Genomic DNA, 23,078 nt, shown 5'->3' with positions numbered 1-23,078 from the left:
AGCGATGTGCTGCTTTGGCATCGCACTGTTTCGACGTCGTGCTGTTCTAGTGTGTAGAGTTTCTACAGTGCGCTGTGTCTACAGCATGCTCTCGACGTTGCGCGGATAATGGTGCCATCTCTTCCAACACGACCGCCGCCATGAGCGATGCAACCGATAGCCACCTCGTCCACGGTCGCCGTCAGCGTCCGGATGGTCCTTCGCCGATCGATGTGATTTCGGTGCAGTCGCAATTGGTTTATGGCCATGCCGGCAACAGCGCTGCCGTGCCACCGCTACGTGCGTTCGGGCTACGCGTGGCGGAAGTGCCGACCACGCTACTGAGCAATGCGCCGTTCTATGCGACCTTGCGCGGCCGCGTCCTGCCTGCCGACTGGTTGGCTGATCTGTTGCTCGGTGTCACCGAACGCGGCCTGCCGCAGCGTGCGCGCATGCTGGTGTCCGGCTACTTCGGCAGTCTGGCCAATGGCGAAGTCTTCGCCGATTGGCTCGAACAGACCTTGCCGCAGGCGCCGCAGCTACGTTATTGCCTGGATCCGGTGATCGGCGATACGCACACCGGCCCGTATGTCGAACCCGGACTGGAGCGCGTCTTCGCCGAGCGACTGTTGCCGCATGCCTGGCTGGTCACGCCCAATGCTTTTGAGCTCGGGCGATTGACCGGATTGCCGAGTCTGGACCAGGACGATGCCATCGTCGCTGCACGCGCTTTGCTGGCGCGCGCCCCGCAGTGGGTACTCGCGCACAGCGTCGCCGGTGCGCCGGGGGAGTTGGTGACCTTGGCGGTCAGCAATGATGCGGTGTATCGCTGGGCCACGCCGCATTTGCCGGTGGATGTCGCCGGTACCGGCGATGTGTTGATGGCGCTGCTGATCGGTTTCCTGCTGCGCGATATGCCGTTCGATCAGGCGGTGGGTTACGCGCTCAGTGGCGTGCATAGCGCATTGGAAGCAACGTTGGCTGCCGGTTTCGAGGAGTTCGATGTGCTGGCTGCTGCGCCGGCCGCGCTCGCAGGTGCACCACATTTTGCAGTCGAGCGCCTGGCATGATGGCGCAGCCGGTGGTCGGCATTGTCGGCATCGCTGGCGCTTACGGGCGCTGGCTTGCGCAGTTTTTGCGCACGTGCATGCAGCTGGAAGTGATCGGCTTTGATCCGGCCGATGTCGGTGGCATGGACGAGGCCACGCTGGCGCAGCGTGCGGATGTGCTGATTTTTTCTGCGCCGATTCGACATACCGCAACGTTGATCGAGCGCTATGTCGAACTCGCTGGCCCACGTGCGGCATCGCAGTTGTGGATGGATGTCACCTCGATCAAACAGGCACCGGTCGCTGCAATGCTGGCATCCCAGGCAGAGGTCGTCGGTTTGCACCCGATGACCTCACCGCCCAAATCACCGACCTTGAAGGGTCGGGTGATGGTGGTTTGCGAAGCGCGCTTACGGCGCTGGTCAGAATGGGTACAAACGCTGTGCGCCGCGTTGCAAGCCGAATGCGTGTACGCCACGCCCGAGCACCACGACCGCGTCATGGCCTTGGTGCAGGCGATGGTGCATGCCACCCATCTGGTGCAGGCCGGCACCTTGCGCGATTATGCGCCGCTGCTCGGCGAACTGCGGGCGCTGATGCCGTATCGCTCGGCATCGTTCGAGCTGGATACTGCGATGATTGCGCGTATCCTCTCGCTCAATCCGTCGATCTACGAAGACATCCAGTTCGGCAACCCGTATGTCGGCGAGATGCTCGATCGGCTGCTGCTGCAACTGCAGCAGCTGCGCGCACTTGTCGCACAAGGCGACGACGCGGCGCGCGCGCAGTTTCGCAGCCAGTTCCTGGATGACAACGCGCAGGCGCTGCAACGCGAGTCGCTTACCGCGGGCAACTACACCTATGAGCGTGTTGGTTACCTGCTAGCCGATCTCACCGAGCCGCTGGCGCTAAGCGTGTATCTGCCGGAAGATCAGCCCGGTTCGCTACGCGCGCTGCTGCATGTGTTCGAGCAGCACGGGGTCAATCTGTCGTCGATCCATTCCTCGCGTACGCCAGCTGGCGAGCTGCACTTCCGCATCGGCTTCGAGTCCAATAGCAATCGCGCGGCAGTGGCGAAGGCGGCAAGTGAGATCGACCGCAGCGGCATCGGGCGGGTGCTGGAATGTTCTGGCCGGGTTGATTGATGGTGTCAAAGAGTGCATTGCGGAGTGGACCACGCCGGGTTGTCGGCACGCGCGCGTGCGGTGAAGTTGTGCAGTCACGCACCTGCAAGCGGGCGCCGCCAGCTCAGATTGATCGACTATCGTGCCGCACCTTGACCAATTCATCCACACCCGATGTGGATGAAAGTTGCACGAGCATGTGGATAACCGAGCACAGTCCTTGCAGTGCAAGGGCTGTGCTTTGAGTGGTTAAAAAATGATCAATGTCATTTCAGGACGTGGAAAGGCGCAGTTCCCCACCTTCGGTAACAAAGCGCTGGCCTTGCCGTAACAGGTGGCGGCCATCTGGAAGTTCGTAACGTGGCGCGGCCTGCGCGTTCGGATGGGGTTGCTGTTCGTCGCGAAATTCGATGATGACGTAAGGCTCGCCATCTGCATCGATCGCGGGAAATTGCCGGAAAGACATAGGCACCTCCGAATGATCCAAGGTTGCAGTGCAGATCGCTAGCGATCCCACCACCGGCGTCGGGCCGGTGAGGCGAGCATGTGCGCGCAGGTGTTACCCAGGCGTCATTGCGGGATGGACTGCGATTCGGGCGGTTCAAGTCGAACTCGTCAGCATGCAGTGCGTCTTCGGCAGCAGTCGCGCGCGTGTTCGATGCGTCATGCACCGATTGAGAATCGGTGCGTGCTGCATCGGACGAGAGTGGGTCCAGCATGCTGAAACAGAAGAACCAGGTTCACCCAGCCAGTGCAGCCGGTATCGGTATCGCGCTTGGCAATACTGTCCCTAAGCAATTTTGCGCGGTGATACCTGCTTGTCGCGATAACAACAGCTCGCTTGGAGCGAGGGTTGGAGTTAGAGCGGCTAACAAAACGACTGCGCTCACCGCCAGGCGGGCGCGGCCGGTGCTCCGAATCGGCATGTATCAGGCGTACACTCCGGTTCCTGCGCGCCGTCCGCACCCGCCTGACGACTGCTCGGTACGTTTTGTTAGCCGCTCTTAGGCGTCGCTGATAACCAGAGCAACCAACCACGCTCAGCTAACAACACTCAGCTAACCAGCATCTACTGCTCTGCAAGGCAGTCACTGACCACTCAGCGACTCAGCTGCAGCGCATCCCTGTCGGCGGTTGCCGCTGCCGGTTCGGCGTGTGCCGAGGCACTGCGCGCCTGCGCATCGATCAGGCGCACGCGGGCGTCGTTGGCGGTTTCTTGGCGCTGGTTGACCAGGAAAAAGTTGCCAGATCCCAGTTCGAAACGGCGTCGTTCGGCCGCAGCAAGACGGTCTGCCAAGCTGCGTTCTTCGTCGGCGATCTTCGCCAGCCGCTCGGCTGCGTTGAGCCAGATCACGACCGACTCGACCTCTACCGAGATCTGGTCGCGCAGGAAACGGCTGCATTGATCCATTGCTTCGATCTCGGCGCGCGCTTCGGCAACGCGACCCTTGGCGGCACGGTTTTCCAGCGGCACGCTGAAACGGAAGCCGATGATGGCATCGGTTGGCGAGCGGTTCGGGCCGCCGACGCCGGGTGCGCCCAGATCCTTGCTGACTTCGACACTCACATCCAGCCGTGGTTTCAGATCGTTCTGCGCCAGCATCAGCCGCGCGGTGGCCTGGTCGATTCGGGTCAGCACGGCACGGTAATCGGGGCGTTCTACCGGCGCGGTGATTTTGCTGGCGCCGGCTAGGCCCTCCAATGCCGAGGTATCGGCCGGAAGGCGCTCGGCGGAGACGATCAGCGGCATGTCGGCTTCGTCGCGCAGATATAGCGACAAGGCATTGGCTGCATTGGCGAACTCCTGTTCCGAGCGCACCACCAACGCGCGTCGACGCACCAGGTTCTGGTCGTTTTCGGTCAGCAGGATGGTGGGCCGCGCGCCCAACGTCACCTGCCGGGAAATGGCGTTGCTCGGCCAATTGCAGTAGGTCGTTGTATGCGTGCAGCTTCAGGCCCGCTGCAACCCAGCTCTGGTAGGCGTCCACCGCGCGCCGCTGCACGCCGATGGCAACCATCTCCGCTTCGTATTGGGCGACATTGATGTCGGAGCTGGCGACGCTGCGGCGGCTGCGGCGTTCGTCGACCACGCGGTCGCGCAGCAGCGCGTACAGCGCGCCTACTTTTACTTCGCCACCGCGGTCGGTGTAGGACTTGTCTTCATAGACCGGGAATGCGCCACGCGAGGACCGATAACCAAGTAGTAATAGCCACCGTTGTTATCGAACGGTCGCTTGACGCTGCTTTCGATCGCGGCGCCGTCATAGTAGCCAGCCTCGCGCGAGCGGCCGTCGATGTCGAACACAGTGTCGAATGCGCCATCGGCCGACATCTCTTTGCCTTGGGCCTGACGGACCTTCGCCAGCGATTCGACAATCTGCCGCGCGGTACGGGCCGAGGACTGCAGCACCTCGGCCAGGGTCAGCGGAGTGGTATGGGCGGCCGGCACGCCTGGCGCAAGCGCGATCAGCAAGACGACAAGACGGCGATCATTTCTTGCCCCTCGCGTCGTCTTCGGCCTTGGACGCTGCCGCTTTGGCCTTGCCCTCATCCTGCGCGGTCGCGGTGGGGCGCCTGCCGAATTCGAGCGGGAAGTTGTTGAGCTGGCGCCATAGTTCGTAGCCGACCCGTACTGTCTCGCCCTGTACCCAGCCGCGTACCCTGCCGCCTTGGCGGGCGAACTCTTGCGCAGGTCGAGCCGGCTTGCCCGGTGCAGGCTCGACCAGAACGCGGAACAGGCCGTCAGGCGCGGCATTGGGGTCGATCGCGCGCACGCGGCCGTCGAACATGCCGTGCGCCACCGACGGCCAGCCGCTGAACTGGATTGCTGGCTAGCCTGCGAACTCCAGCCGCACTGGGTGGCCAGGGCGGATCAGCGGCACGTCACGGCCGTCGATATACAGCTCTACCGCGCGCTCCACCCGTTCCGGGGCGATGACTGTGAGCATAGTGCCGGGCGAGACCATAGCGCTGCCGCTGGCGGCGTTGAGCTGCTGCACGCGGCCGTCGCGGGGTGCACGCACCAGCTGTGCGGACTGGCGGTTCAATTGGATGTCGATACGGGTCAGCTTGGCGCGCGACTTGGCCAATTTCGCATCGGCTTCGGCGACCTTGAGCTGGGTCAGCTCGTAGTCGCGGTGGCCGGCCAGCCCTTCGGCAAGCAATTGCTTGCTGCGTGCCACGTCGATGCTGGCGATCGCACACGATTGCTGGATGGCGGCGATTTCGGCCTGTACCTGCGCGCGTTCGCTGGCCAGGCGGGTGAGCAGGTCCGGATCCAGATCGCCGACGCGCGCGATCGGGTCGTCGCGCGAGACATGCCGACCATCGTGCACCTACCAGGCCTCGACACGGCCTGGAACGAAGGCGGTGACTTGCTGCTGCCGATCGCCCGGGTCGAGCGACACCACTTGGCCCTTGCCGCTGGCGGTCTGCACCCACGGCGCCAGCGCCAGGATCGCACCGGCGATGCCGATGCCGATCAACAACATCCACGCCACTGCCTTGGCGATGGTGCTGAAGCGCCACGTGCTGATGCTGTCGCAGCTGTACGACCTGATTCCAGCCGAGCGCCCGACCAGGATGCTGCGCCGTTTGAAAGAGACCGGAACCACCGCGCTGCTGTGCACCGGCAGACCGAAAGACATTACCCTGGATGGGGTTGGTTCCGCCTGGAGCCAGAGCGGCAGCAGCGCTATGCCACGCGTGCCGAACTGATCGCGTCGACACAGGAGGCCAACGATGCAGCAGGCCCCTGATCGGATCGCGCACTTCCTCACCCTGGCCGCAATGCGACCGCCCAGCATCGCCAGCAGTCGCTCCGCGCCGCCGTCGGCCAGCATGACCAACCGTTCGCCGGCAGCCAGCGAAAAGTCGAAACGCGCACCGTCGATCACCACGGCATCCAGCCGCACCGCACTGTTGCCCGGCGTCTTTCCTGACGCCACCACAGCGCGTTCCTGCGGGATAGCGAACAGCAGCGACAGCTCTTCGGAACTGGCCACCAGGTCGTAGAATGCGTCCAGATACCCGCCAAGCTGTGAGATGCCGTAGAAGACCGCGCTCAGAATCAGCTCGGCCGCCACCAGCTGGCCGATCGATAGTTCGCCGCGCAGGATCAGGTTGCCACCCAGCGCCAGTAACGCGGCGCTGGCGATCGCATAGACCAGCAGAAATGCCGTCGTCTGGGTGAAGCTATAACGGAAATGGCGCCGATGCCGATCCACATGCGCGGCAGTGACAGCCTCGGAGCGATCCATCGCGAAATTGAGATGACGGCTGGATTTGTAGAAACCATTCGAGCCGCCGACACTTTCCAGCCAACGCACGGCCTCGTGTTTGGCGTGGCTCAGATCGACTGCGGTGCGGATCGAGCCTCGCGACCAGATCATCCAGATGCCAATGATGACCAGCAGCAGCGCGTTGAAGCCAAGAAAGAACGGGGGTAGAAGCGGGTGACGATTAATCCGACCGCCGATTGCAGCACGATGGTAAAGGCACCGATCGCCAGGCTGGGCACGGCTTTCTGCATCACCACCAGATCGAAGTAGCGGTTGAACATGTCGCCGCGGTTCTGGTCGGCGAAGAACGGGTTTTGCGCATGCACCGCGCGCACCGTGATCTCGGCCACCACGCGCGAAAACAGCCGGCGCTCGAACAGCGCCATGATCCACACCCGCATCGCGCTCAGGCCGGCGACCAGCAGCAGGCCCGATAGCGTCCACAGCGGCCTTGGCAGTGCGGTGTTGGCAACGCTGTTGATCAGCAGCTGCACCGAGATCGGTGTCGCCAGTCACAGCAGGCTGATCGCCACGCCATACACCATAGCCAGGCGCACATAGGGCATGTCCGGCCCGACGATTTCCGCCAGCTAGCTTCCCGCTTCCCGCCATCCGATCCGCTTCGCTGCCATTCGACTTCCGTTGATGAGTTCAGTTAAGCATTGACCAGTTGCAGGTATTGAACAAGGCCGGAGCGCTTATTCGACGGATAGGATTTTCCTGTGCGGCGACCGCAGGCAGTAGATTGGCGATCAAACCGAGCTTGGTATCAGGCAGGCACTGAGTGTGGGCGGCGGCGGGTGTCAGCCGGGCGTCATTGATCGATGAACTGCAAGCGCGCCAGTTCTGCATAAAGCCCTCCCTCGGCAATCAGTTGCGCGTGCGTGCCCTGCGCGACGATGCGGCCGGCATCCATCACCACGATGCGGTCGGCCTTGAGCACGGTCGCCAGACGATGCGCGATGACCAGCGTGGTACGCCCCTCCATCAGTCGGTCCAGCGCCTGCTGCACAGCGCGCTCGCTCTGCGCGTCCAGAGCGCTGGTGGCCTCGTCCAGCAACAGGATCGGCGCGTCCTTCAGCAGCGCCCGCGCAATCGCCACACGCTGCTGCTGGCCGCCGGACAAACGGGTGCCGCGCTCGCCGAGTTCGCTGGCGTAGCTTTGGGGCAGGGCGCGGATAAAGATAGCGGCTTCGGCGGCTTCGGCTGCGGCTTCCACCTCGGCGTCGCACGCTTCCAGCCGCCCGTAGCGGATGTTGTCGGCAGCGCTGGCGGCGAACAGCGTGGGTTGCTGCGGCACCAGTGCAATCCGTTCTCGCAGCAACACCGGGTCGGTGTCGCGCAGATCCACATCGTCGATGCGCACCTTGCCACTGATTGGATCGTGGAATCGCAGCAGCATCGACAACACCGTGCTCTTGCCGGCCCCCGACGGGCCAACCAGCGCCACGGTTTCGCCGGGGCTGACATGCAAGTCGAAGCCATCCAGCGCCGGCGCATCGGGACGCTGCGGATAATGGAACACCACCTGATCGAATTGGATTGCACCGCGTAGCGGTTGCGGCAACGGCTGCGGTGTGGCTGGCGCCACGATCGCCGGCTGCTCGTCGAGCAAGTCGCCGACCCGGCCCATGCCGCCGGCAGCACGCTGCAATTCATTCCACACCTCGGCCAACGCACCGATCGAGCCACCGCCGATCAAGGCATACAACACGAACTGGCCTAGCGTGCCGGGCGTCATGCGCCCACCGATCACATCGTGCGCGCCCAGCCACAGCACAGCGACGATTGCGCCGAAGATCAGCATGATCGCCACTGCTGTCACGGTGGCCTGGGTGCGGATACGCAGTTTCGCCGTATCGATCGCTGCGAACAGCGCCTTGTTGAAACGCTGGCTCTCGTAGCGCTCGCGCGCATGCGCCTGCACGGTGCGCACTGCACCCAGTGTTTCGGCTGCCAGCGTATTGGCATCGGCTACGCGATCCTGGCTTGCGCGCGAAATCTTCTGCAGGCGCCGCGCGCCCAGCACGATCGGCAGCACAGCAAGCGGAATGCCGATCAGGGTGAATCCGGCCAGACGTGGACTGGTGACGAACAACATCACCATGCTGCCGATCACGGTCACCGAACTGCGCAACGCAACGGACATGGTGGTACTGATCACCCCGCGCAGCAGTTCGCTATCGGCCGACAGGCGCGAGACCAGCTCACCGCTGCGGCTGCGATCATGAAAGCCGGCATCCAGCCCGATCAGATGCGCATACAGGCGGCCGCGCAGATCGGCGACGACTTTTTCGCCCAGCAATGCGACAAAGTAAAAGCGCGCGGCCGTGGCCAGTGCCAGTACCACTGCGACCGCAAACAAAAGTGCGAATGCCTGGTTGATCTGCGAGCCACCAGAGAAGCCGTGGTCGATCATCTGTTTAACCGCTGCCGGAAGGCTCAGCGTGGCGCTGGATGAAATCGCAAGCGCAATCAGCCAGGCGGTGAACAGACCGCGCTGGCGTTTGACGAACGGCCAAAGTGTGCGCAGGCTGCCAAGCTTCCGCAATGGGTTGGGGCTAGCAGCGCCTGGCTGATTCATGCAGCTTCCGGTGTTGAGAGGTAAACACAATTGCCAGTGGCGTCGCACAGGCGGGTTTTCAAGCCGGCGAGCTGATCTGCAGGCAATTGCACGCGCAATGCGGCACCGTTCGCGTCGAAATGGTCATCTACGGCAGCGTTGGCCAGAAAGTGACTGTGCTTGAGGTGCATGCTGTGGTGCGTCTCAGCGGCGAGGGGATCGAACATCGCCGCCATTCTATGCGAGGCGGTGGTGCCGATTGCTGCGGTCGTCGTGATTGCCGTTGCAAGCTGGCAGATTGACCCGGTGTAGGCGGGCAAATGGCGCATGCTGCAGCGTGCTGAGTGCGCGACAGGCGCGATGTGCAGGTACAGCCTGTGGCACGCACGGTCGCGCTGTCGTCGGCATCGGTGTACGGTTGCTGAGGTAGGCGCTTTACAGGACGCGTGATGCCGCGTGACCCCGCGGTGGGGCAGGTAAGCGTTATTCGCCTGGGATTACACCAAGGTGGAGCGACGCTTCTCGTCGATCCACTTCGAGGCCTGAGCCGGCGTGTAGTGCTGCATCCACTCCAGCATCTGCTCGATATCGGCGCCGTACCACAGGTCAGTGCGCTGGTCTGGATGTAGGAAGTGCTCTTCCACCATGCGATCGATCATGCCGAGCAGCGGGGCGTAAAAGCCTTCGATATCCAGAAACGCGCACGGTTTGTTACCTATGCCGAGCTGACGCCAGGTCAGCATCTCGAAGATCTCTTCCATCGTGCCGAAACCGCCGGGCAGGGCGACGAAGGCATCGGACAGCTCAAACATGCGCATCTTGCGCTCGTGCATGGAGCCGACGATTTCCAGCGTGGTCAGCCCACGATGCGCCACTTCCCAATCGGCCAACTGCTGCGGAATTACTCCGGTGACTTCGCCACCGGCAGCCAGTACCGCATTGGCCACGGTGCCCATCAGCCCGATGTTGCCGCCACCATAGACCAGCCGCAAGCCCTGCTTGGCGATGCGCTGCCCGAGCACAGTGGCACGCTGCGCATAGGCGGGTTTGTTGCCGGCATTGGAGCCGCAGTAGACGCAGATGGATTTCATGGGAGTTGGGAGTGGGGATTCGTAAAACCCAGGGTGGTGCCGCGGTGATTGCACAGCTGATTGCACGCGTTGCTGTCGGCAGAGATGGCGCTTGTGGGCTGAGCATTACAAGGCTTTAAAAACATAACGCCGGGTTTTCACCCGGCGTCGTGCCATCGCCCGAGACCGGGAACCGCCGTTGCTAATTCCCAATCCCGAATCCATCAATCCCGGTCAGTTAGCCTTGTGAATCGCGCGCTTGCTCACCGCCATGGCGGCATCATGGATCGCTTCGGATAAAGTCGGGTGCGCGTGACAGATGCGAGCCAGGTCGTCGGCGGAGCCGTTGAACTCCATCGTCAGTACGCCTTCGTGCACCAGCTCGGAAACACCAACGCCGACCAGATGCATGCCCAACACGCGATCGGTTTCGGCATCGGCGATGACCTTGACCAAGCCGGCTGGCTCGCCCATTGCCACGGCGCGCCCGATCGCTGCGAACGGGAAGCTACCGGCCTTGTAGGCGACGCCTTCGGCCTTCAACTGCTGCTCGGTCTTGCCGACCCAGGCAATCTCAGGCTCGGTGTAGATGACCCACGGAATGGTATCGAAGTTGACATGACCCGGCAGACCGGCGATCAGCTCGGCCACTGCAATACCTTCCTCGAAGCCCTTGTGCGCCAGCATCGGGCCGCGCACGCAGTCGCCAATCGCCCACACGCCGTCGACACCGGTGTGGCAATGCGCGTCCACTTCGATCTGGCCACGCTCGCTGAGCTTGACACCGGTGCCCTCGGCCAGCACATTTTTGGTTGCCGCCTTGCGGCCCACAGCGACCAGCAGCTTGTCCACCGTGAAGGTCTGCTCGCCGGCGGCGTCGGTGTAGCTCACCACCACCTGCTTGGCATCGCCGCTGCCGGTGATCTCAGTCTTGCTAACCTTGGCGCCGAGCTTGATGTCCAGGCCCTGCTTCTTGAATTCCTTCAGCGCAGTCTTGGCCACTTCTGCATCGACGAGCGACAAGAAATCCGGCAACGCTTCGAGGATGGTGACCTCGGCGCCCAGGCGCTTCCACACGCTACCTAGTTCCAGCCCGATCACGCCGGCGCCGATCACCGCCAGACGCTTGGGAACGGCGGTGAAATCCAGGCCGCCGACGTTGTCGACGATGGTGTCGCCATCGAACCTGGCAAACGGCAACTCGATCGACTCCGAGCCCGGTGCCAGGATCACGTTGGTGCCCTTGAGCTCGATCGCGCCGCCTTCGTGCTGGGCGACCTTGACGATGTTGCCCGGCAACAGCTGGCCGAAGCCGTAGTACGGGGTGATCTTGTTCGCCTTGAACAGCATCGCGATGCCGCCGGTGAACTGCTTCACGATCTTGTCCTTGCGGCCGATCATGGTGGGCACGTCCATCTTGGCGTCGTTGAAGCTTATGCCGTGGTCGCCGAACAGGTGGCCCATGTTCCAGAACTGGCGCGAGGAATCCAGCAATGCCTTGGAGGGAATGCAACCCACGCGCAGGCAGGTACCGCCCAGGGCGGGCTTGCCGTCCTTGCCGATTGCCGAGTCGATGCAGGCAACTTTCATGCCCAGCTGGGACGCGCGAATCGCTGCGTGATAACCGGCCGGACCGGCACCGATGACGACGACGTCGAATTGTTCTTGTTCGCTCATTCTTCGCTCACGAGATTAGGAATTGGGGATTCTTGAAAAGCAGGATGCCTCGGGACCGGGTCGCTCTCGCCAATCCGCAATCCCGAATCACCAATCCCGGCTTTCATCACAGACCGAACAACATCCGGCCCGGGTTTTCCAGCTGATTCTTGATGTCGACCAGGAACTGCACTGAATCCTTACCGTCGATGATGCGGTGGTCATAGGACAGCGCCAGATACATCATCGGTGCGATCACTACCTGGCCACTCTCGGCGATCGGGCGCTCCTTGATGGCGTGCATGCCCAGGATGGCGCTTTGCGGCGGGTTGATGATCGGGGTGGAAAGCAGCGAGCCGAAAGTGCCGCCGTTGGTCACGGTAAAGGTGCCGCCCTGCAGTTCTTCCAGGCTCAGCTTGCCGTCGCGCGCCTTCCTGGCGTACTCGGCGATGCCTTGCTCGATCTCGGCGAACGACTGGCGCTCAACGTTACGCAGCACTGGTGTGACCAAGCCCTTCTCGGTCGATACGGCGATGGAGATGTCGCTGTAGCCGTGATAGATGATGTCGTCGCCATCGATCGAAGCGTTGACCAGCGGGAAGCGCTGCAATGCGTTGGCGGCTGCCTTGACGAAGAAGCTCATGAAGCCGAGCTTGATGCCGTGCGCCTTCTGGAACTCCTCCTGCAGTTCCTTGCGCGCAGCTGAAACCTTGGCAAGGTTGACCTCGTTGAAGGTGGTCAGCATTGCAGTCGAGTTCTTCGACTGCATCAGACGCTCGGCGATGCGCTTGCGCACGCGGGTCATCGCCACGCGCTCTTCAGGACGTGCACCGCTAGCCCTGCCGACGCCGCCATTTTTGGCAAAGGCGACGATGTCTTCCTTGGTCACTGCGCCACGACGGCCGGTGCCTTCGACCTGCGATGGATCCACGCCCTGGGTGATCGCGGAGAAGCGCGCACCCGGGGGTAGGGCATCGGCCGACGACTTGGAAGCGGTCGGCGTAGCGGCGCCAGCCGGTGCTGGAGCCGCGGCTGGCGCAGCAGCGGCAGGCGCCGGTGCATCAGCCTTCTTCGCTTCGGCAGGTGCAGCAGCCACAGCGCCTTCTTCGATGATCGCCAGGATCTGGTTGCTGGTGACCGTGCTGCCGGCTTCGAACTTGATTTCCTTCAGTACGCCGTCGACCGGCGAAGGAACTTCCAACACGACCTTGTCGGTTTCCAGGTCGACCAGATTCTCGTCGCGTTTGACCGCTTCCCCCGCCTTCTTGTGCCAGCTGGCGATGGTGGCGTCGGAAACGGATTCGGGCAGTACCGGAACTTTGACTTCGGTGGCCATTCGGGGGGCGTCCTAGGGTGTTCGTTTTTTGGGAAGAGGAGTTATTCAGCGACTTGGTCGTTGAACGGATTAAGTAGCGCATCGGCGACCAGCTTCTGCTGTTCAGTGATGTGGTCAGCCATATGGCCGGCAGCCGGCGAGGGCGAACGGGCACGGCCGGCGTAGTGCAGGCTCTGACCGCTGGACAGGCAGGAGTTCAGATGGTGGCGTATCTGGTACCAAGCGCCCTGATTCTGCGGCTCTTCCTGACACCACACCACATCGGTGGCATTGGCATAAGCCTTGAGTTCGGCGGCCAACTGCGCACGCGGGAACGGATACAGCTGCTCCGCACGCAGGATGGCAACGTCGTCCTGGCCACGCTTGGTCTGATCTTCGAGCAGGTCGTAATAGACCTTGCCCGAGCACAGCACCACCCGCCTGACCTTGCCGGCATCGGCCTTGGCATCTGGGATCAGATGCTGGAACTCACCGTCGGCCAGTTCTTCCAGGCTCGACACCGCCAGCTTGTGGCGCAACAGCGACTTCGGCGTCATCACTACCAGCGGCTTGCGGGTCGTCATGCGCATCTGACGACGGATCATGTGGAAGCACTGCGCCGGGGTCGTCGGCACGCACACCAGCATGTTTTCCAGCGCGCACAGCTGCAGGAAGCGCTCCAGACGTGCGGAGCTGTGCTCTGGGCCCTGGCCTTCGTAGCCGTGCGGCAGGAACAGCGACAGGCCCGCGATGCGGCCCCACTTGGCTTCACCAGCGGCGATGAACTGGTCTATCACCACCTGCGCACCATTGGCGAAGTCGCCGAACTGCGCTTCCCAGATGCACAGCGCATTCGGGTCGGTGGTGGAGTAGCCGTATTCAAAGCCCACCACCGCTTCTTCGCTGAGCAGCGAATCGATCACGGTGGCGTCTTCCGGGTTCTGCACCAGCTGGCGCAGCGGCAGGTAATAGCTGTCGGTCTTCTGGTCGTGCAGGATCGCGTGACGGTGGAAGAACGTGCCACGGCCGGCGTCCTGACCAACCAGACGCAGTTTGTGGCCTTCGGCAAGCAAGGTGGCGTAGGCCAGGTTTTCGGCAAAGCCCCAGTCGCCCAGCTGATTGCCGGCGGCCATCTTGACGCGGTCCTCGTAGATCTTGGCCACGCGTGCATGCAGCTCGACGCCTTCCGGGATTGTGGTGATCAGCCTGGCCAGACGGTCCAGTTGATCGCGCTTGACGCGCGTGTCGACCGGATTGGCAGGGGTGCCGATCAGATACCTGGACCAATCGATGGCGAATTCGTCCGGCTTGCGCGTGGCCAATTCGGTGGTGTATTGGCCCGAATCGAGCTTGTTGCGGTAGCCGTCGACCAGCGCCCTAGCCTCATCAGCACTCAGCACGCCGTCGCTTTCCAGCTTGGCTGCATAGAGCTCGCGGGTGGTCTTGTGCTTGCGGATGGTCTGATACATCACCGGTTGGGTCGCTGCCGGTTCATCGGCCTCGTTATGGCCCCAACGGCGGTAGCAGACCAGGTCGATGACCACATCTTTCTTGAACTTCTGGCGAAATTCGTAGGCCAGCTTGGACACGAACATCACCGCATCCGGGTCGTCGCCGTTCACGTGGAAAACCGGCGCGCCGATCATCTTGGCAACGTCGGTGCAATACAGCGTGGAACGGGCGTCGTCGCGGGCGCTGGTGGTGAAGCCGATCTGATTGTTCACCACGATGTGCACGGTGCCGCCAACCGCGAAACCACGCGCCTGCGACATCTGGAACAGCTCCATCACCACGCCCTGGCCAGCGAATGCGGCATCGCCGTGGATCAGGATCGGCAGCACGGTCTTGCGCTCTGCATCGCCGAAACGTTCCTGACGCGAACGCACGCTGCCGACCACGACCGGGTCGACGATTTCCAGGTGCGACGGGTTGAACGCCAGCGCCAGATGCACCTGCTTGTCGCGACCGACGGCGATGTCGGCCGAGAAGCCCATGTGGTACTTGACGTCGCCGGTGTGCGCGCGGTCGTCGTGGGCGTGCTCGAACTTGCCTTCAAACTCGTCGAACAGCTTGCGCGGGTTCTTGCCCAGGGTATTGACCAGCACGTTGAGGCGGCCGCGGTGAGCCATGCCGATCACGATGTCCTTGACCTGATCGTTGCCGGACTGGCGAATGATCTCGTCCATCATCGGGATCAACGCATCGCCGCCTTCCAGCGAGAAGCGTTTTTGACCGACGTACTTGGTATGCAGGTAGCGCTCCAGGCCTTCGGCGGCGGTGAGCCGCTCCAGCGTGCGCTTGCGGCTGGCCGCGTCGCTGGCGATCTTACCGCCGGCATCTTCCAGGCGCTTGTAGATCCATTGGCGCTGGGCGAATTCCTGAATATGCATGAACTCTGCGCCGATGGTGCTGGCATAGGTCGCTTTTAGGCGAGCCAGCAGATCTTTTAGCTTCATCCGTGGTTGACCACCGACACCGCCGGTACTGAACTCGCTGTCCAGATCCGCTTGCGACAGGCTGTGGAACGGTAGATCCAGATCGGGCGGATTGACCGGCGGAGTCAGACCGAGCGGGTCGAGCTGCGCGCCGAGATGACCGCGTGCGCGATAGGCAGTGATCAGACGGCCGACATTGCGCTCGCGCTCGTCACTGGCGCCAGCGCCGGTCCCGGCATTGGCTGCTTGCCTGGAGGCAGTGAGTATGTGGGCAATAGCCGCCGAATGCGGTACATCACCAGCCTCCCGACCTTTGAAGCCATCGAAATAGCTCTTCCACTTAGGATCGACACTGTCTGGGGCGACGAGGTACTGTTCGTACAGATCCTCGATATAGGCGGCGTTGCCGCCGGCGAGCTGCGATGACTGCGCGAACTGCTTTAGGAGATTATCCACGATGGTAAGTCGGGTCTGCTGTGGGGATCATTGTGCGGAAGCGGCAGGGCGAGATGCCCTATCGGTCGGTATCAAATCTCGAAAAAGTATACCCCCTTGCGCCAGTTAGCGGGCGTCTGCGAGCTGACCGGCTGAGTAGACCAATTGGCGTCACGCCCATGTGCGAAGTGAGCTACGGTGTCAGATACCGAGTGCGCGTGGTTCGCTCCAAAGCGCGCTGCGCTCCCATATCTGCGTGAATGCACGCTCCAGCTGGCGACTGCGCGCCGCGCCGGACAGCCAGGTTTCGCCGTCGTCGAAGCGATGACCTATTGGACGAAAATAGTAGGCGTCATCGCCCACGACATAGGCCGACGCATGGTTGGTATCGACCGGATCGCTGACCGCACGGAAGCGAAACACGCTGGGTAAACGCTGCGCTAGGCGCAGCATCGCGCTGCTATTGGCGCTCGCGCCTGCGGTGTCCTGCACCAGTACACGCACGCGTTTGTCGTGGCGGTCGGTGGCAAAGCGGCGTAACGCATCGAGCACTGCGGCGCTGTCGAACAACGGCGGATCCAATGTGCGGGTATAGATCAGCACCTGGCGGCGTGCGGCGCACAGCAGCCCTGTGGTGGCGGCCACGGCCGCGCTCAGGTCCTCTACCGCCATTGGGCCGTCGAGCCGACGGTGCAGCGGGGGGCCAAGTGGATCGCCCCAATCGCGCTCAGTGTGAAATTCGGAAGCGGTATCGGGCAAGAAACCGAGGCGTGCGAACACGGCCTCGGCGTTTGCGGTGACGCGGGTCTGCAGGCTGGGCCAGCCGCGTTGTCGGGCGTTGTCGATGGCGGCTGCAAGCAGTTGGTCGGCCAAGCCGCAGCGGCGCCAGTTGGGCAGGACGCCGAGTTTGTCGATGCGGCGATCTGGGGTCAGCCGCACCGAGGCGATCAGCTGGCCGTCCTCGCTGCGCGCGGCCAACTGCAAGCTTAGCGGGTCCAGTGCATCCCACTCGGCATCGCCGGTGTTGCCAGCGGTGTCGGTGCTGCAGGCCAGGCGCAGCGCACGCAGGACCGCAGCGTCGGAGGCCGGGTGCAGCGAGACGATCTGCGTCCTGGCATGGGGAGTCATACGCGTTTGGGAGCCTCATCGCTGTCGTCTGATGCCTCGTCGTCGGCGACGTCGCTGTCATCGTCCTGATCTGCGTGATGATCGCCTTGCTCGGCGTCGCCTGCTTCGGCAGGGTTGTCCGCCGCGTCCGGCACCTCCTCGACGTCAGTCTCGGCGTCGATCTCCTCGTCCGTATCCGGTGTGTCGGTCGCGGCGTCGGCCTCGTCGTGGTCGGCCGACAGGCTCTGTGCGTTTGCTTGGTCCTCGATGTGCTCGCTGTCGTCGTCCGCCTCCTCATGGGCGCGCTGGTAGTGGCCTTGCGCCAGCAACTCCAGCACCACCTCGCGGCCCCGCGCCGACAACTGGGCGTATAACGCGCCGTCGACCTCTTCGGCCGCTGCCAGGCGGGACGCGTCCTTGGTCGATAGCGCAAATTCCAGGCCGCTGCAGAACAAAGTGGCACCTCGCTTGGCACGACGCCAAGCCAGTCGCGACCACCGATGGCGATGCAGCAGCACGCCTTCTTCAAGCGCTTGTTCGACCGCTTCGCGCGGAATCGGCTCCGCTGCCGGCACCACGTCGCCGGAGGCGCGGTAGGCGGTTATGAAGCGGCCGAACCAGTCGCCCAGGCGATCCGGGTCGTTCATGCGCAGCGCGTTGAGCGCTTCGACCACGCGGTTCATCGCAGTAACGTCGATCTCGTACGGATCGGCCGGCGCTTTGAGGTCTTCGTCGTGGTAGCGCACGGCCTCGTCTGCGTCGGCGATCAAAGTGTCCAGATAGTCGCCAATCAACTCGGTCGAGGACGGCGCGCGGGTGCCGATCGAGAAGGTCAGGCAGGCGTCTTCGGCCACGCCGTGGTGCGGCACCAGCGGCGGCAAATACAGCATGTCACCCGGGCCCAGTAGCCAATCGTGGGTGGGCTTGAACGCGCGCAGCAGCTTGAGCTCGACATCGTCGCGGAATGCCAGCGGCGCGGCCTTGCGGCCCAATTGCGCACGCGCATCGACCTGCCAGCGGCGGTGGCCCTGGCCCTGCAGCAGGAACACGTCGTAATGATCGACATGCGCGCCGACCGAGCCGCCTGTGGCGGCGAAGCTGATCATGATGTCGTCGATACGCCAGCGCGGCAGGAAGCGGAACTGCTCCAGCAATGCGCGCACATCTGTATCCCATTTATCCACGTCCTGTACCAACAAGGTCCAATCGTGGTCCGGCAGGCCGGGGAAATCGGTTTCCTGGAACGGGCCGGTGCGTACGTTCCAGTTGTCTTTGGCGCGGTCGTGGCTGATCAGTCGCGCCAGCACGCCGTCCTCGCAAGCCAGGCCGGCCAGGTCTTCAGGCTGCAGCGGCGACTGGAAATCCGGGAATGCATTGCGGATCAGCAGCGGGTGCTTGTGCCAGTAATTGCGCAGGAAGCGCTCGACCGGCATGCCCAGCGGCTGGTCGCGCGTGGCATGGATCTCCAAGGGCAGGGGGGCGCCTTTTTTGGCTGCGGTCTTTTGGGCTAAGGTTTTTTTCATTGCGTCACGGGTCCGGCTAGGAAGGCCGGCGCGGTGCGTCCGGCGAAGTGGCCTATTGTCGCCCAACCCGCTGCGCAATGCCTTGCCGACGTGTGTTGCAGTAGTCGTCCCTGAAAAGTCCCTTTCAAGCACCAATGGCCAGCTGTAACTGCTGCACGACGCTCAAGGATGGCCATTCGCGCGCATCCACCGCTTGCATCGCATGCGCGGCATTGATGGTGTGCGCCAGCAACTCTTCCATCCCGGCCTCCCCCAGGCGCTGCCGCCAGCGCGTCAGCGAGCTGGCATCGCACGGCAAGCGTGTCTGGAACACCACCTCGCCGGTGAAGAACTGCCAGTACGGATTTTCCAGCCAACGCTCGCACACCGCTTCAGAGTGTTGCGGAGTCGAAGAGTCGTGTACTCAAGGGGGTGATCGTCAACGCGTATCGTGACGACGTGGGCAGGGAAATTGACGTCGACGGAGTGCCAACCCGTGTTGTCTCTAAAATCACGGAATTTTAGCTGGGCAGAGCTTAGACTCAACTTCCAAGTGCAACACCCTCATAGCAAGTAAGGTGTTCACATGTCAAAAAGCTATCTCCATCTGAGTGCAGAAGAGCGCGCGGTGCTGCAAATCGAAACACGGCGTGGTCAAAGCTTGCGCTCGATCTCCAGACTTCTGTGCAGAAGCCCATCGACATTGAGCAGGGAGCTGGTCAGGCAGGGCGCCACGAGCTACTGTGCGGCAGATGCGGCCAGGCGTTACAAAGCGCGGCGTCAGCGCAGTGTTCGGCGGCGTAGGCTGACCCCGGGGACGGATTTGTTCCAGCTGGTGCGTGATCATCTTGTGCTGTGGCGCTGGTCGCCCCAGCAGATTGCTGCCAAGCTCTTGATCATGCATCCGGATGATTCTGCCCAGCGCGTCAGCCACGAAACCATCTACGCAACGATCTATGCGCACCCGCGCGGTGGCCTGAAAAAGGAGCTGGTGGAGGCTTTACGCCAGGGCAAGCCTACTCGGGGATTGCGGCGTACGACCGCTGCCAAACGCACCTGGGTGCCGGAGGAACTACGCATCGTGCACCGGCCCGAAGACGTGCGACAGCGCCTGATTCCAGGTCATTGGGAAGGCGATCTGATCAAGGGCGCGTTCAATCGTTCCTGCGTTGGCACGTTGGTGGAGCGCAAGACGCGCTTTGTGGTGCTGTGCCGAATGGACGGCTGCACGGCTGCCGATGCGCTGGAAGGGTTTACCCGCCAGATGAAAAGGCTTCCCGCTTCGATGCGAACGAGCTTGACCTATGATCGCGGGACCGAACTGACGTGTTATGCCGAGCTGATGCAGGGACTGAACATCAATGTGTGGTTTGCCGATCCACACGCGCCTTGGCAGCGCGGAAGCAACGAAAACACCAATGGCCTACTTCGCCAGTTCTTGCCCAAGGGTGCGGATCTGTCCACCGTCAGTCAGGAGTACCTCAATCACATCGCATTACTGATGAACACCCGTCCACGCGAGACGTTGGGATGGAAAACGCCGAGCGAGGCGATGGAGCATGAACTGGCAACTTTCAAATCACGTGTTGCACTTGAATCTTGAGACCACCGAGCCTCTAAACAATCGTGACGTCGCTAGCCATTGCATGGTGAAGCGCTGCTCGATCTGGCCACCCTGATGCTGCGGCGGCTGGTGGCCGCAGAGCGGATCACGCCATGGCCCGAACGTCGCTTGCGCTATGTGTCGCTCTTCCCCGCTGAAGTAGCGTGCTAATCAGAACGATTTATCAATTCTGAGCCGTTCATTGGTGCTCAGCAGGCTTCGTTTTTTAACGCAATAATTCTCTAGCCCACTAAATTGCTGAAAAAATTTGCGCTAATATTTAATGCCATTTATATTTTCAAGGAAACTCATAGGGTTATTTATTTAAGCCAATTTTGGTAGTTGATAAACTAAGAGCGGCTAACACAACGTAGCGAGCAGTCGTCACGTGTGTGCGGATGGCGCGGAGGAACCTGAATGTACGCGTGGTACATGCCGTTCCAAGCACCGGTCGCGCGCCGTCTGGCGGCGGCTCAGTTGTTTTGTTTGTTAGCCGCTCTACATTGCATCAATCCATCCAGAGCGTTTGCTCTAGCACAAATATAATAGGTTAAAGACGCATGGCACATTTGCCGCGAACCACGATTCTGCGCGCTTACTGCGCAATCCTTATCATCCCTGCGATTACCGACGTTTCTGCAAGCGCCAAGTCGATCAACCTATCCGCTGGCACCATCGTGCAGCACGTCGTTCCAAGTGCCCAGCGACAAGAGAGTACCGTCTACTGGACGCCCGCACGGATGCAAGCTGCAGTTTCCGCATCGTTCGTGGATGCCAATCCGGTCGACGGCGACCCGCCAGAGTTGCATAATTCGGCATTGGTCCGTGGCGAAAACCGGGGCGCAGAGTTGAAGGTGATGAAAGGAGCGGTGCCTACGCCGAAGACCGATCCATCCGTGCCGGTTCCAGGATTCCCCCCCGCCGCTCACCTCGGCGTGGTCTTCTTTCGGGCGAACGGCATAGACCAGCGATGCACTGGCAACGCGGTCGTCTCCGACTCCGGGAACGTCGTAGCCACTTCCGGGCGATGCGTCTCTGCACTACCAAGTAAGTTCGTGTCGGACTTGGTGTTCGTGCCAGCCTACAACGGTACCGCCCCCTATGGCGTGTGGCCTGCAACGACCATCACGGCCGATAATGACTGGGTCGTAGGGCGAGCCGTCGACTACGATACGGCGTTCTTCCAAGTGCAGGCCCCCATGATAATGAAGTCATCCGGCGCCACTTTATCGAATACTGTCGGAGCATCTGGCGTTCGCTTTGTCGGTCAGGAAGACGACAACGAATATCGGGTAACAGGCTACAATACCGACCCTGGTGCCAATGCGAACACGCCCGTCAGTGTGACCAGCACCGCAGAGCCGAACCCATGGATGAACAAGGACTATGCTATTGAGGGCCTCGAATGGGAGGCACGCTCCGGAGTCAGCGGCTCACCTTGGATTTCGACGGACGAGGATCCCGTGCAGGACGTCGAAGTTGGCATGACCTCATTTGCCTATAAGCAGTTCACTCATGCTTCGTTCGGTCCTCAGTGGACGTCAGCAATCCGTAACCTGTATCAAACGGCAGCGGCCATCAAGTAGGCATGCAAATCGCTGCGACGTATAATTTATCATCTTGATCGATAGCCGTTCGTTATTCCTAGAACACCTGCACGCTGTTCGACTTAATCGAACAGCGTGCAGGCTGCAGCCAAAAAGGTACATATTTGTATTTCCATACTGTCTCGCTGTTTCTTGCAATTTTTATCGCACAGATAGGTATCGCCAAAGCTGGGTCCGGGGGGTTTTCTTCTGCGTCTGTATCTAGCGAAACTGCGACTACAGTGACAACTCTCGCAGAGCTGCAAGCGGCATTCAATGCAAAAAACCACCATATCATCATCAGTGGAACGATCTACGGCGGCCCAAAACTAACCACCCTGAATTTCTCTAGCGATGAATGGAACAACATAACAATCGAGGGTGCTGCAGGCGGTGGCGCGGCCTTGCAAAATATCCAATTGAAATTTAGCGGAGAGAAACTGCCAACCGGGACAAACATTCAAAACGTGGTGATCAGAAACATCTCATTCTTTGGCAATATCAGGGACTTGCAAGCCTTGCCTGACCAAGTCAAAGGGACGTCCAACAATACTGGCATCAACTACGTGGGCGTATCATTGCGGCGTATATCTAATGCTTGGATCGATCACTGTGATTTCTACGACATGAGCGATGACCTGTTATCAGTCAGCTTGTCATCTGATTACATCACGATGTCATACAATCATTTCTACTTTAGCAACGGCTGGGTCAACATGAACCCGGACCCAGTATGGAATTGGGTTAACCAAGATTATCACGACCTCGCAAATGAGCGTTTGGCGATACTTGTTGGTTACAGTAAGCAGGACTCGTACGTATATGGCGACAAAAAGTTACACGTGACGCTGCATCACAACTGGTTTGGTCCGAATCTGGCGGGGCGCCCTCTCCTTCGCGGCTGGGTCCACTTATACAATAACTACTTCGACAATAGCACCTTACCCAATGGTACGCGTACAGCTTCCAATGGTCGCAGCTATGGAAAGCAGCAGTATAACGCTTTGCAGGTGGGTAGCGGCAGTATTGTCGTTTCCGAATCAAACTATTTCTACAAAACCAATTTCAGTAACCAGATTCGACTGGAATCAAGCGGTGATATATACGAATTTTATGAGAAAGGAAACGTGTATGAAGCAACGATGGGACGCTCGGCAAGCGGCTTACCCTTCAATAAAACGCCTGTGAAATACATCTATCGAGCTGATGATACGGCAAGAGTTCCCGGCATCGTGCGGTCCAGCGCGGGGCCGCACTAGTAGTTCAGCCGACATACGTGTACTCACAAAATCCGATTTCTTTTCTTAAGATATGAGGTTGCCAGATAAAAATGGCGCTTCAACCGGCTGATTCTTCGCCCCTGAAAAACCCCAA

The 23,078-nt window shown here is 61.3% G+C and carries 13 protein-coding genes, 2 other RNA genes and 6 pseudogenes; 7 read left to right on the top strand and 14 right to left on the bottom strand.

Annotated features, from left to right (window positions below):
- Positions 1 to 140 precede the first annotated feature (140 nt).
- On the top strand, positions 141 to 1,049 hold the full coding sequence (pdxY, locus tag J5I97_RS10510) for a pyridoxal kinase (protein WP_208586427.1): 909 nt from the start codon (positions 141 to 143) through the stop codon (positions 1,047 to 1,049).
- Positions 1,046 to 2,173 carry a prephenate dehydrogenase gene (locus J5I97_RS10505; RefSeq protein ID WP_208586426.1) on the top strand — a complete coding sequence of 376 codons (1,128 nt, stop codon included), beginning with the start codon at positions 1,046 to 1,048 and terminating at the stop codon, positions 2,171 to 2,173. Before pdxY ends, J5I97_RS10505 begins: the two co-directional genes overlap by 4 nt.
- Before the next feature lie 250 nt (positions 2,174 to 2,423).
- On the opposite strand, the gene J5I97_RS10500 is transcribed toward J5I97_RS10505, so the two are convergent.
- A complete protein-coding gene (locus tag J5I97_RS10500) occupies positions 2,424 to 2,618 on the bottom strand; it encodes a hypothetical protein (RefSeq protein ID WP_208586425.1) in 195 nt (64 codons plus the stop codon).
- Positions 2,619 to 3,076: 458 nt separating this feature from the next.
- Between J5I97_RS10500 and J5I97_RS10495 the strand changes: the two genes are divergently transcribed.
- Positions 3,077 to 3,152, top strand: a non-coding RNA gene (locus J5I97_RS10495) — sX9 sRNA.
- Positions 3,153 to 3,251: 99 nt separating this feature from the next.
- Here the strand turns inward: J5I97_RS10495 and J5I97_RS10490 are convergent.
- Both J5I97_RS10490 and J5I97_RS10480 read right to left on the bottom strand, forming a co-directional pair.
- Positions 3,252 to 4,625 (bottom strand): annotated as a pseudogene (locus J5I97_RS10490) (TolC family protein).
- A gap of 16 nt (positions 4,626 to 4,641) precedes the next feature.
- A pseudogene (locus J5I97_RS10480) lies at positions 4,642 to 5,643 on the bottom strand (efflux RND transporter periplasmic adaptor subunit).
- Positions 5,644 to 5,677: 34 nt separating this feature from the next.
- Between J5I97_RS10480 and J5I97_RS10475 the strand changes: the two are divergent.
- A pseudogene (locus J5I97_RS10475) lies at positions 5,678 to 5,910 on the top strand (ABC transporter ATP-binding protein); the annotation flags it as partial.
- Here J5I97_RS10475 and J5I97_RS10470 read toward each other — a convergent pair.
- The 10 genes and pseudogenes from J5I97_RS10470 to J5I97_RS10425 all read right to left on the bottom strand — a co-directional run.
- A pseudogene (locus J5I97_RS10470) lies at positions 5,902 to 7,022 on the bottom strand (ABC transporter ATP-binding protein); the annotation flags it as partial. The pseudogenes J5I97_RS10475 and J5I97_RS10470 sit on opposite strands and share 9 nt — an antisense overlap.
- 224 nt (positions 7,023 to 7,246) lie before the next feature.
- A complete protein-coding gene (locus tag J5I97_RS10465; protein ID WP_208586421.1) occupies positions 7,247 to 9,016 on the bottom strand; it encodes an ABC transporter transmembrane domain-containing protein in 1,770 nt (589 codons plus the stop codon).
- Positions 9,013 to 9,147: pseudogene (locus J5I97_RS19960) on the bottom strand (IMPACT family protein); the annotation flags it as partial. The gene J5I97_RS10465 and the pseudogene J5I97_RS19960, both read right to left, overlap by 4 nt.
- 345 nt (positions 9,148 to 9,492) lie before the next feature.
- Positions 9,493 to 10,086 (bottom strand): TIGR00730 family Rossman fold protein, encoded by a 594-nt coding sequence (locus J5I97_RS10455; protein WP_208586419.1) that lies wholly within the window; start codon positions 10,084 to 10,086, stop codon positions 9,493 to 9,495.
- A gap of 213 nt (positions 10,087 to 10,299) precedes the next feature.
- On the bottom strand, positions 10,300 to 11,742 hold the full coding sequence (gene lpdA, locus J5I97_RS10450) for a dihydrolipoyl dehydrogenase (protein WP_208586417.1): 1,443 nt from the start codon (positions 11,740 to 11,742) through the stop codon (positions 10,300 to 10,302).
- A gap of 106 nt (positions 11,743 to 11,848) precedes the next feature.
- A complete protein-coding gene (gene sucB / locus J5I97_RS10445) occupies positions 11,849 to 13,057 on the bottom strand; it encodes a dihydrolipoyllysine-residue succinyltransferase (protein WP_208586415.1) in 1,209 nt (402 codons plus the stop codon).
- A gap of 41 nt (positions 13,058 to 13,098) precedes the next feature.
- On the bottom strand, positions 13,099 to 15,927 hold the full coding sequence (locus tag J5I97_RS10440) for a 2-oxoglutarate dehydrogenase E1 component (RefSeq protein ID WP_208586413.1): 2,829 nt from the start codon (positions 15,925 to 15,927) through the stop codon (positions 13,099 to 13,101).
- Between the two features lie 180 nt (positions 15,928 to 16,107).
- Complete coding sequence (locus J5I97_RS10435) at positions 16,108 to 17,034, bottom strand: GNAT family N-acetyltransferase (RefSeq protein WP_208586412.1); 927 nt, start codon at positions 17,032 to 17,034, stop codon at positions 16,108 to 16,110.
- Positions 17,031 to 18,536: a JmjC domain-containing protein gene (locus J5I97_RS10430; protein ID WP_208586410.1), complete on the bottom strand. Its 1,506-nt coding sequence runs from the start codon at positions 18,534 to 18,536 to the stop codon at positions 17,031 to 17,033. The genes J5I97_RS10435 and J5I97_RS10430 overlap by 4 nt, the downstream gene beginning before the upstream one ends.
- A gap of 175 nt (positions 18,537 to 18,711) precedes the next feature.
- Positions 18,712 to 18,909 (bottom strand): annotated as a pseudogene (locus J5I97_RS10425) (transposase); the annotation flags it as partial.
- A gap of 192 nt (positions 18,910 to 19,101) precedes the next feature.
- Here J5I97_RS10425 and J5I97_RS10420 point away from each other — a divergent pair.
- Entirely contained in the window at positions 19,102 to 20,118 is a 1,017-nt protein-coding gene (locus J5I97_RS10420; RefSeq protein ID WP_208586408.1) for an IS30 family transposase, read from the top strand.
- A gap of 358 nt (positions 20,119 to 20,476) precedes the next feature.
- On the opposite strand, the gene J5I97_RS10415 is transcribed toward J5I97_RS10420, so the two are convergent.
- Positions 20,477 to 20,552: non-coding RNA, sX9 sRNA (locus tag J5I97_RS10415), on the bottom strand.
- Positions 20,553 to 20,858: 306 nt separating this feature from the next.
- Here J5I97_RS10415 and J5I97_RS10410 point away from each other — a divergent pair.
- Entirely contained in the window at positions 20,859 to 21,704 is an 846-nt protein-coding gene (locus J5I97_RS10410) for a trypsin-like serine peptidase (protein WP_371885825.1), read from the top strand.
- 242 nt (positions 21,705 to 21,946) lie between these two features.
- Positions 21,947 to 22,963, top strand: coding sequence for a pectate lyase (locus J5I97_RS10405; protein WP_371885824.1), 1,017 nt, complete (start codon positions 21,947 to 21,949; stop codon positions 22,961 to 22,963).
- Positions 22,964 to 23,078: the final 115 nt, after the last annotated feature.

Origin of the sequence: Xanthomonas fragariae (assembly GCF_017603965.1) — a bacterium.
GTDB lineage: Bacteria > Pseudomonadota > Gammaproteobacteria > Xanthomonadales > Xanthomonadaceae > Xanthomonas > Xanthomonas fragariae_A.
This window is presented reverse-complemented; position numbering and strand designations above follow the sequence as displayed.